A 10,032-nucleotide genomic window follows, 5' to 3' on the forward strand; every position below is an offset into this window, starting at 1 on the left:
TTAGGATGTTATTGTGCTGATAATCAAATTGTATAAATTTCAATGACTTTTAAAGAATTTCTTATTACAGAGCTTGTAAAGAGGAAATAAATCTGCGGTTTCTACCTAATTTCTACTAGTTATCATCTTAAATCTTTACTATAAATAAGAAAATCAGAATTTGATGGAATGAAATAAAAATGCAACTCTTATATTTGCTAAATTCAAACTTTATTGCGTTATTTGCGTTACATGTTTTATGTAACATAAAAACTGCAATGAAGAGTATTCCTACTAATCCATTTTTAATAACCGGTTACCAAGGACCCGATTATTTCTGTGACCGCGAAAAAGAAACAGCTTCTTTAATGTCAGCATTAAAGAATGGCAGAAATATTACATTAATCAGTCCACGCCGTATGGGAAAGACAGGACTAATAAAGAATGTATTTTACTATATTCAAAAAGAAAATAAATCTGCCGCCTGTTTTTATTTGGACATATTTTCAACCCAGAATCTTCAGGAGTTTGTATCTCTACTGGGGCGAAGTGTGTTGGGGAAATTAGATACCTTATCACAGAGTACCTTAAAATCGCTATTCTCATTCTTTAAGAGTTGCCGTCCGGTCATCAGTGCCGATGAAATAACAGGGATGCCATCTGTAACACTCGACTTTATTCCGGAACGTTCAGAAGAAACCTTGAAAGAGATTTTCACCTACCTAAACCAATCGGGAGTAGAATGTTATATAGCCATTGATGAATTCCAGCAGATAATGGAATATCCGGAGAAAGGAGTGGAAGGCTTATTGAGATCGTATATTCAGTTCACCCCGAATGTGCATTTTATCTTTTCGGGTAGCAAAAAGCATTTGATGGAGTCTATCTTCTTTTCCATCAAAAGGCCTTTTTACCAATCTACGCAGAAACTTTTTCTGGCCCCTATTCCTTATACTCCTTACTGGGAGTTTGCCAAGAAACTGTTTGATGAAAGAAAGAAAACTTTGCAGGAAGATATCTTCCATGAAATTTATCAATCGGTAAAAGGACATACGTGGTATATGCAATATCTTTTAAACAGATTGTATTCATTGCCACAGCAAATTCCAACTATGGAGCTGTTGCATACACTCATACAGGAAATCGTACAGGAGGAAGAATATACTTATCAAACCTATTTCCAGTTTTTAACTTCCAATCAGATTCAGTTGCTGAAAGCTATAGCAAAAGAGGAAATTGTAAGCGAGATTAACAGTGCCACATTCATAAAAAAATATGATTTAAAAGGGGCTAGCAGCATAAATGTAGCATTAAAGTCTTTAGTAAATAAAGAGTTTGTCTTAAAAGAACAGCAAGGGTATATAGTATACGATCGTTTTTTGGCAATTTGGCTCAAAGGACTAGTATGAATCATTAAAATCTCTATAACTATGAATACAAAAGGAATTCTTATTGCCATTCTGACATTGGGAAGCATAACGTTTGCCAATGCCCAACAACCTACCGGCTATTTCTTCGAGGAGTTTACTCAAGGAAAAGTTCTATTGAAAAACAAACAGTTTGCCAAAGGAAAATTTAACTATGACTGTATAAACAAAGAAATGCATTTTTTAAATGGAGCAACAGATATGATTATAGAAAATCTGGAAGATGTTGATACGGTAGTCATTGATATACATCGTTTTATTCCGTTTGAAGGACATTTCATGGAAGTGATGTCCGGGCAGAATGCAACTCTTTTTATAGATTGGAAAATAAATCCGAAAGGCATAGGAAAAAAAGGAGCTATGGGAACAGTTACCCAGGGAAGTGTTCAGGCTATTGATGTCAACACACGCTTTCAACGTGTGAATGGCGAGCAGGATTTAGACCTGTCAGTCTATAAAATGGTAACGGAGAATGTTTATTACACTCAAGTAAAAGGTAAGTTGAAAAGTTTTCGGAATATCAATACACTTCTAAAACTATATTCTAAAGACAAACAGCAACTGATCAAAGAATTCATTGAAACGGAGAATATTAAAATGGAAAATCCCAAAGATGTACTAAAAGTTTTGGAACGGTTTCAATAAAAAAAGAAGCACTTAGAAAAGTGCTTCTTTTTTTATTTGGTTTATTTACCTTTACTCCACCACAACGGAGTCATGATATTGTCTTCTCCTCCCAACAGTTGAAGTGCCTGATTATAACCTGCAGGGTCAGCATTTTTCAAACTGGTCGGATATCTCATACGTTGCGGATACAAATTCCAACTTTGCCCTTTAGTATACGAAGCTGTAGACCAATAAGGTTCCATGTCAGAACCTGTGAAAGTAGTTTCATTAGCCGGAATATCGAAGAATGGCAAACCTAAACGACGATGGTCAGACCACATTTCCAATGCCAAATAAGGAGTCTGAGCAATATATTTCTGAGTGATAACCTTGGTTAACTGATCATTCAGCTTTTTACCTTTATACAGAATCTTGCTGGCATCTGGATATTGATAAGTCATAGTTTTAGCCTCCTTGGTATAACCATCCACATAGTTTACAGTCATATTGGTTGGTTCATCTGTGTGGGAGAATTTTACAGAAGTACCCACACGATTGTAAGCGGTAGAATTCAGATAGCTATCTACATACTGGCTAATACCGAAATATTCAAAACTAGCTTTGACACCATTCTCGTAAGCCACTTCTGCTGTCGTTCCTACAGACCAACCATAAAGAGCTGCTTCCGCTAATAAGAAATAAGTTTCCCAAGGTGCAAACCACACACGTTCATTACTACTGTCGCAATAGTTTTTGCCTAACAAAACGCCTGTATCCCAAATATTTCCCGCAACTTTATTTTTAGAAAATTTATCAGACCATGCACCTCTTTGTCCTACCGGATAATAATTCCATGTGAATTGAGCATCCAGTTTCACTAAATCAGCACCTTCTTTATCAGCCATCGCATGCGTATCATGTCCCTTTACAGAACCTTTATCTATAAAATTGGCGGCAGTTTGATCATTGGGCAGACAGAAAATTTTCAGAGCACGCGGATCAAGGTTCTCAGGAATACCATCCATCCAGAACTGTTTAGTCGGATTGTCAGTGAATTCTGCATAGTGTTGATCAAATTTCATACCCATATAATTCATCCCCTTAATGTAAGGAGCTAAGTCAGCACGCTGTTCAGTTACGGCAATGCCGCCCAAACCTACAAGAATATTAGACATGGTTGAGGACAAAGCCTGATCGTCCCATGAGCGTGTATAGATACCATCCCATGCACTCCATCCTCCATATTCTTTCACTTTAAACATATCATCCAACGAAGTAATGGCAGTGCTTTTTGCTGCATCTTCAAATTCACTTTTGGCTTTTGAAGGATTAGATTCAGACAAACGCATGGCATAGCGCATACGCAAACTGTTGGCATACTTCTGCCATTTGGTGGCATTATAGTTAAAAGCCGGATCGCTCTTTCCTTCCTGCTCTGTAGGTTCTACGGAGGTGTCAATAGCAGCAGATGCCTCTTTCAGTTCTTTAAGAATGAAGTCGTAAACTTCTTCAACACCATTGAACTGAGGATTCACTCCGTTGAAAGCTTCTATAGGATAAGGTCCGAATGTATCTGTATATTCTGCTATCAGACAGGCACGCCAAACACGGGCGAATTGTTTTACATTAGCAAAAAATGCCGCTTCATGTTCTGACGGATTTACCGCTTCATCTGCAAATTTGATTGCCAGAGTAGCATTCTTCAACCAACTTGTCACTTGGTTAAAATAAGCTGCATTATATCCATCATTATAACGTCCTATGTTCAAAAATGACATTTCACCACAGATGCGGGCTGCGCTCGCCCAGTTGTAAACAACGGTACGTTCCGCTACATCCGGATTTTGTTGAGCATCAATAATAGATTGATCCAACGCGTAGTGCGGCTTTACATATTCCGCACCTGCAGCCGACGGACTCGTGTTAATATCATCGAAATCAGAACAGGAGGTGGTACTGCCCATCAAGCCGGCACACAATCCAAAACCGATAAATAGTTTATTATAATTTTTCATTTTAGTCAAGTTTTAAAAAATTAGAAACCAAGTGTAACGTTAAACAAGAATGTGCGTGAAGTAGGAGATGCTGCATTTTCAAAACCAGTAGCATTGGTACTTGTTGCATATACAGACTCGGGGTCTATACCATTCAAATGACTCTTAATCATCCATACGTTATTACAAGAAACACCCAATTTTACTTGTTGGAACGGAGTCTTGCTCAACATTGATTTCGGGAATGCATAATTTAATGACACATTACGCAGGCGAATATTGGTTGCGTCATAAATGTTGGCTTCACCGATACCCAAGTTACCGCTGGAAGTAGTTACTGCAGTCCAATAATCTTGCGGAGTGATTTCAATAGAATTCTTTGTATAGCTTCCATCTTCATTTAAAATAACACCCGGAACTACGAATTTCTCACGTTTTCCATTAACTACAGTTTTTGCAGCTACACCGTTAGCCTGTAACATACGATTCGTACCAGAGAAGATATCACCACCGAAACGTCCGTCAATCAAAAAGCTGAATGAAAATCCTTTATAAGTAAAGGTGTTAGTCCATCCCACCAAGCAAGTAGCTTGCTGATCTCCAATCTTTTCGGATTTAGAAGTACCTTGTGGCAAGCCACTGCTATTTAAAAGTAATTCTCCTTTATGCTCACCTTCTGCCACACGTTGGAACTTGGTACCCCAGATTTCACCATAGTTACCACCTGCTACCGCATACACATAAAGATTATCGTAACCGCCTAATGTATAGGTCATGTTCTTGTATGCCTCACCTGGGAGTAATTCAATAATTTTATTCTTGTTGGTAGAGAAGTTAACGGTTGCATCCCAGCTGAAATCTTTAGTTTCGATAGGACGTGCGTTCAGCATAATTTCAAGTCCTGTGTTTTGGATATCACCTGCATTTACTTTCATTGATTCATATCCTGAGAAATTATTCATCGGAATATTTAACAACTGGCGGCGTGCGTTTGATTTATACCAAGCTACGTCAACTCCTAAACGGTTGTTGAAGAACTTCACTTCTGCGCCAGCTTCCCAAGAAGAAATCAGCTCACTGCGAACATCTTCATTATACAAAGTCTTGTTTCCCCATGCGGTAGTACCACCGGTATGACCATCAGAACCTATACCATAGGTATTATACAACTGATACGGGTCCATATCATTACCTACTTGGGCAAAAGATACACGTGCCTTGGCGTAAGTAAACCATTCTGGCATCCCTTTACCAATTTTATTCACCATGTCACTGATAACCCATGACACACTAACAGAAGGATAGAAGAATGAACGGTTTTTCTTGCTCAATGAAGATGACCAGTCATTACGGAATGTTCCATCAATAAACGCCCATCCATCATAATTAATACCTAATGTTCCATATAAAGAATTGATTTTTTTGTGACTATAAGTTTGTGTAACGCTAAGGTCAGCTTTATCTCCATTGGTAATCCAGAACAAATCAGGTACAGTCAGTTTGCCCATACTTGAATCCAATCCGGTAGATTTACGTTCCATCAAGTTTCCACCAAAGGTTAATGTTCCACCGAACTTATCAATCAACTGGTCTTTCTGTGCAGAAAGCAAGAAGCTAAAGTTGTTTTCAAAGAATTTCTTCTCGCCTACACTATAGCGTCCGTTCTTTTGAAGCGGGCTTCCTGCATACAACTTATTTTCGGTTTCAGTGTAGTACATATCGCTACCTGCTTTGATCTCAGCATTCAGCCAATCGGTAAATCTATACTTTAATGATCCGTTCAACAGGAAACGGTTACGGCTATCCTGATTGGTGTTATACTTCTCTGCCCAGTAGGGGTTTAGTCCACTACCTCTTTCCCACCATCTCATTTCACCAAATTCATCTTTGCTATTCTTAAATTGAGTGATATCCAAAGAAATAGGAGTAGCATACATGGTGTAGAATGCATTTTCACTTCTAGCACCTGAGATAGGACGGTTCTTGGCTAATGAATTGATGTATTGAACCTTAGCATCCAAGCTCCAACGGTCATCCTTTCCGAAAGTAGAAGAAGCGCGTAGCATCAAATTGGTACGGCTCAATTTGGCACCAGGGATCTTACTGGCATCATCCATACGGGTTATAGATGTATAAACCGATGTTTTGTTGAATTGCTGTGAGAATGAGATATTCTCATTGAGATTGGTACCTGTATTAAAGAAATTGTCCACATTATCAAAGTATTGCATGGTTTGAGTCTTTCCATCCCAATCCGTATAACTTTGACCTGCAATTTCTTGTCCCCAGTTAGAACTTGACTTAGCATCAAAAGCACCTTTGCTACCTTGTCCGAAAATTTTCTGGCGGTCAGGTTTCATGAAAATAGTTTCTGCGGAAACGGAAGCAGATATTGTAATACCCAGTCCCGGATTTTCACGTCCTTTCTTAGTTGTAATCAAAATAACACCATTACCTGCGCGTGAACCATAAAGAGCGGCGGCAGATGCACCTTTCAGAACAGACATGGATTCAATGTCTTCAGGATTGATATCCGACAAACCGTTACCCATATCGGTTGACGGATTCCAATAATCATTATTGCTGGCACCTGTAAAGTTATCCATAGGTACACCGTCGACAACAATCAACGGTTGGTTCAAGCCTGTTACAGAGTTACTACCACGAAGCTGGATTTTAGAGGAACCGGCAGGACCGTTACTTGAACGGATAATCTGAACTCCAGAGACCTTACCAGTCAAGGCATTCGCAAGGTTAGTTTCACGAGCAGATACTAGAGCGTCACCTTTTACTTCCTGCATGGCATAACCCAATGCTTTCTTTTCGCGTTTAATACCCAAAGCAGTTACTACCACTTCTTGCAAAGTTTGTGTGTCGTCCTGCAAGGTTACGTTCAAAGGTTGTCCTTCCCACTTAATTTCTTGAGTCTGGTAACCTACGAAAGAGATTTGGATAATATCTCCTTTTTTGACTCCAGATAAAGAGAAGTCACCGTCAATGCCAGTGATAGTTCCATTCGTGGTCCCTTTCACTATTACAGATGCACCGATAACGGTTTCACCTGTGGCGTCTATCACGACACCCGTACATGTTCCGCTCTGCTGCGTAATTTTCACATCGGTAACACCCGGATTGGAAACCGCGTACGCTGCTCCGGTAGAGGCACCCATTAGGAACAGCATCATACTGACTGATTTTAGTCGTTTTAACATAGCTGTGATTTTTTTAAGTTTTTATTGAAAATCAAGTAATTCCGTATTCTAAGTTCCGCCGGAACTATTGAACTGCTCATTGTATTGATAATCAATAAAATGATAAAACCACACAAAACTTAAAACACTTATTTGATAGCTTCCAACGCGGATATATAGCATGTTTTTCTACCTTTTATCTACCATAGACTAGTTCCTGTCTGCCGATTTTCATACAGCTGATTCAAAATATCCGGTTATTATTTGTTGAGTTGAAATCTTATTGCGTTCTTTGTGCTACATGTATAATAGAAGGACATAATAAATAGCAAACAACCGATAACCTCTTATATATAAAAAATGATGAAGAATTTTACAATGAAAGAATTATGGCTGCTTTTGTGCTGCCTTACGGCTGTATCTGCCATTCATGCGCAGAACTATTCAAAAAAAGTAAAGAATGCGAAAGGAATCGAAGTTACCTATCAGTCCAGCTATAAAGGAAAGGTGCGTCCGGGGTATTTGTTGATGACGGTTTCAACCGATCGGGTCTCTTTGGAAAATAAACGGGCTGAGAGCAAACAGCCAAATGACAACCAAGTACGTCCTGAAGACAAGACACCTGTTACCGGTAGCTATATAGACTATACCACTTGCCAGTCTTATCGCCGTGCCGAACTGCCCAATGGAAAAATCATCTCGGCCATGACTCCTTTTGAATTAGGCCGCGGTTTTACCGAAAAAGGCGAAGGGAAGCATTTGGGATTGAATTGCAAAATAGTACGCACTTCCATCAACTCCAATACCATCGAAGTATGGTACACCAATGAAATTCCTTTTCGCGGAACCCCCCAGCCCAATGTCGGCATTCCGGACGGACTGGTATTAAAGATAGTCCGCAATGGAGATATGGTGCAAGAAGCCATCCTCATCACTCCGTTAAAAAAGGAAGCGGATTTGTTGCCCGCCGATTGGGGAGAAGCGATGGATGCCGCTGATTACCAGTACACCATAAACCAAAGCGGAGTCATCACCATTCCTGTGTTTGACCAGCAAACCATTTGCTTCAATGGAGCCAAACTGCCAGACACATTGGAGGAAGGCATACAATACAGCGCAGGAGGCGGAACGATTATTCTTAAGAAAGTAAAACTGCCAGACTATGTGAAGAACCGCACTCTGTTTGCTGAAGTGGCACAATATTCAGACGGTGATGCGTACGACCGTACAGGATCAATCTTCATGATCCCTACGGATAAGGCCCAGTCTTTTCTTGATGCACTGCGTAATCTGAAAAGTGTCCCTGCTTTCCAATCAGAAGGTTCCGATTATCACGGGCTGATTTCCACAGAAAGTTATGACGTGCCTTTGGAACTGATGCGCTTTTTCACCGGATTTGGTGTGCGTAAGTTCAACCATAACAAGGTAAAAGGACAAAATTGGGTAGACTCTGTTATTTATAAAACAGAAATAACTCCGTTGATGGAAAAGTTGGAAGGGGAAGCGTGGATTGGTGCTTACATTGGGAACTGGGATGCAAAAGGTCACCGCTTGTCTTTGAAACTGAAATACTATCCTGATGAGGAACATCGGGTTTACAATGCGATTCCTCTGTTCAATACTGTCAACTACCTGGAACAAGCTGGCCAGCCTTATCCTATTTTCATGCGTAACGACTCTCTGACAGTGAGGTTCACACTGAAAGAGCCGGTCAAGAACGCCCGCTTGTATTATCTTACCACTGGCCATGGTGGCTGGGGTGGAGGCGATGAGTTTAACCAAAAAACGAACACCATTTATTTGGACGGTCAGAAAATCATTTCATTCATTCCTTGGCGCGATGATTGTGGTACTTATCGCAACTGGAATCCCTGTTCCGGTAATTTCTCGAATGGGTTGAGCTCATCCGACTTGAGTCGTTCCAACTGGTGTCCAGGTACAGTCACCAATCCGGAATATATCTATTTGGGGGACATGGAAGCTGGAGAACATATACTTTCCGTACAAATTCCACAAGGTGCCCCTGAAGGAGGAAGCAACAGTTATTGGTGTATTTCGGGTACACTGATCTTCTAACTTGCAACTTTTTATTCTCTGAGTCAGATTCTTCTACTATCCCCCCCACTTTTTTAGAAATGGAGATATGGGTGGTGATAGTAGAAAGAATGTGAGAAAACGTCTATTGCTGCCATTTCTTTTTCGTTTCTCTCTTTTTTCCGGTTTTGAACATGAACATCCAAAACACTCAATGATCTTGCGACCATTGGAAATCAACTTTATCCCTTTATATTCTTTATTTATGGGCAAGAGATGTTTCTGCATATATAAATCCTACCCATGGAACTGAGCATTTTTTCTATCTGTAGATGGCAAAACTAACTTTATTTGCATCTACAGATTTTACTTTGACTCATAGAAACTTGTAACAAAATCCAGCTGGATAATTATCAATTATTACGGATGAGAACAGCTACTTCAAGAATAACGAACAGAAAAACGAGAATTATGGAAAAGAAACCTTGATTCAAGTTATAAATGCGGCCATACCTTAATAATATAAAAAGACAGAAGTATGTCTAATACCGCATAAAGATGCTACTCTTATTCTACCACTTTGCAAAAAAACTCTTGCCAATCATAGCTTAATTTTTTACAATATTATTAAAGAATGTAGTATCCAAGCAACTTGTACCGCTTTAATAAAAAGCCTCTATTCTTTCGTAACTGTTAAAAAGCAAGGGGTGAAACAAAATATTTTTTTGATGTATTCTTTTATATATTAAATTTATTATATATTTGCACCGTTAATCTAAATTAAATTGAAAAACACAGTTC

Annotated in this window: 5 protein-coding genes; 3 read left to right on the forward strand and 2 right to left on the reverse strand. The window is 39.3% G+C overall.

From position 1 onward, the window contains the following. Positions 1–257 precede the first annotated feature (257 nt). Both ACYQ0C_RS00035 and ACYQ0C_RS00040 read left to right on the forward strand, forming a co-directional pair. Entirely contained in the window at positions 258–1,388 is a 1,131-nt protein-coding gene (locus ACYQ0C_RS00035; protein WP_016275400.1) for an AAA family ATPase, read from the forward strand. A gap of 21 nt (positions 1,389–1,409) precedes the next feature. Then, on the forward strand, positions 1,410–2,051 hold the full coding sequence (locus tag ACYQ0C_RS00040) for a hypothetical protein (protein ID WP_016275401.1): 642 nt from the start codon (positions 1,410–1,412) through the stop codon (positions 2,049–2,051). A gap of 41 nt (positions 2,052–2,092) precedes the next feature. Here the strand turns inward: ACYQ0C_RS00040 and ACYQ0C_RS00045 are convergent, their stop codons facing one another. After that, the gene (locus ACYQ0C_RS00045) at positions 2,093–4,027 is read right to left on the reverse strand and encodes a SusD/RagB family nutrient-binding outer membrane lipoprotein (protein WP_016275402.1); all 1,935 of its coding nucleotides are present in this window, start codon (positions 4,025–4,027) and stop codon (positions 2,093–2,095) included. A gap of 20 nt (positions 4,028–4,047) precedes the next feature. Beyond that, entirely contained in the window at positions 4,048–7,218 is a 3,171-nt protein-coding gene (locus ACYQ0C_RS00050; RefSeq protein ID WP_016275403.1) for a SusC/RagA family TonB-linked outer membrane protein, read from the reverse strand. A gap of 357 nt (positions 7,219–7,575) precedes the next feature. Here ACYQ0C_RS00050 and ACYQ0C_RS00055 point away from each other — a divergent pair, with 357 nt between their 5' ends. Further along, the gene (locus ACYQ0C_RS00055) at positions 7,576–9,273 is read left to right on the forward strand and encodes a PNGase F N-terminal domain-containing protein (RefSeq protein ID WP_371327423.1); all 1,698 of its coding nucleotides are present in this window, start codon (positions 7,576–7,578) and stop codon (positions 9,271–9,273) included. Positions 9,274–10,032 lie beyond the last annotated feature (759 nt).

This window comes from Phocaeicola sartorii JCM 17136 = DSM 21941 (assembly GCF_054653615.1).

What these genes read in the sequence shown, in the direction of transcription:
- ACYQ0C_RS00035 (WP_016275400.1), top strand. Translation starts at nt 258, where the DNA reads ATGAAGAGTATTCCTACTAATCCATTTTTAATAACCGGTTACCAAGGA.
- ACYQ0C_RS00040 (WP_016275401.1), top strand. Translation starts at nt 1,410, where the DNA reads ATGAATACAAAAGGAATTCTTATTGCCATTCTGACATTGGGAAGCATA.
- ACYQ0C_RS00045 (WP_016275402.1), bottom strand. Translation starts at nt 4,027, where the DNA reads ATGAAAAATTATAATAAACTATTTATCGGTTTTGGATTGTGTGCCGGC.
- ACYQ0C_RS00050 (WP_016275403.1), bottom strand. Translation starts at nt 7,218, where the DNA reads ATGTTAAAACGACTAAAATCAGTCAGTATGATGCTGTTCCTAATGGGT.
- ACYQ0C_RS00055 (WP_371327423.1), top strand. Translation starts at nt 7,576, where the DNA reads ATGAAAGAATTATGGCTGCTTTTGTGCTGCCTTACGGCTGTATCTGCC.